This is a genomic window from Enterobacter quasihormaechei (genome assembly GCF_004331385.1).
Taxonomy (GTDB): Bacteria; Pseudomonadota; Gammaproteobacteria; order Enterobacterales; family Enterobacteriaceae; genus Enterobacter; species Enterobacter quasihormaechei.
On the sequence record NZ_SJON01000041.1, the window covers coordinates 1 to 1,158 of the forward strand.

General features: G+C 56.3%; 1 protein-coding gene. It reads right to left on the bottom strand.

Going from position 1 to position 1,158, the window contains the following annotated elements:
* Positions 1 to 53: 53 nt before the first annotated feature.
* A partial coding sequence (locus E0L16_RS21925) for a DDE-type integrase/transposase/recombinase (protein ID WP_131638313.1) occupies positions 54 to 1,158 on the bottom strand: 1,105 nt, incomplete at its 5' end.

Here is a 1,158-nt window from a genome sequence, read left to right on the forward strand (position 1 = left end):
TGTATGACCGGATACATAGGTGACAGATCAGACCGGGAACATAGGTAACACTTTTAGTCTATCCGGAGCACACTCTGCGTTTTCCGGTCATAGTACGCAAGCGTTATTCCGTTAAAGATGATGGCCTCAAGGCCATCATCTTGTTCTTCCAGCATGATGTACTCATCAGTCAGCGCTTCACTCAGGAACACCGTCCCCTTTTTCCCCATATAGAGTGTCCCCCTCGATTTCACCCTGTAGACCGTTCCTCCTGACGGATAGGCATAGTCAGGAACACGGCCATCCCACTGTCGCTTCGAGGGTTGCCACACCGTTCCGGGCGTTGCACCCGCCAGGGCTTCATGCGGTCTTTCATAGTTAAATTCTTTCCGGTAGTCGCTGAACCACCGCTGTTGTTCTTCCATCGTCATGAAGGTGTTCCCCTGCGCCAGCGCACTTTTCAGGGAACGGTGCATGCGTTCGTGCCGCCCGTTCTCTTCGGGATGGCCCCGGCGGATTCGTTCCGGTCTGACGCCCAGCTTTATCAGCCAGACTGCAAGACGACTTAACCCGGCGATACCCGTCCCTGCGAAGGGCTGACCATTATCGGTTCTCAGAACGTCCGGCAGACCGTACTCCAGGAACGCCTCCGTCAGACAGTGCCTGACGAAGGGCTCGCTCTCACGGTCCGTTCCACGGCAGCTCAGCAGATACCGGCTGTGGTTGTCGGTCAGGGTGAAGGGATGACAGTACTCTCTGCTCAGCAGCCTGAACTTGCCTTTAAAATCAGCGCTCCAGACCTGATTGTTCTCACTGATGCTGGTCAGGGGCCGGCGATTCCCCGGCGTTCTGCGCTTTCTCTTTCTGTCAGGTACCAGGCCTTCACGCTTGAGGATATCGCCGACAGTGCTGGCAGCAGGAACGGTAAAATCGACGTGATGATTGAGGAGCCACATCCGCAGTTTTTTCGGGCCCCAGTCAGGGTGTTTCTGACGCAGGGCAGTCAGGTGTCCGACGACCTCATCAGGAACCGTCCGGGAGTGGGAGCGTGGTGCGCGCGACCGGTCAGAGAGAGAGGACAGGTCAGAAGGGTCAAAACGCTGAAGCCATTTGTAGCCGGTTTTGCGGCTGATGCCAAAAAGACGGCAAAGAGCGGAGAAGGAGTCCGTACCTGCATGA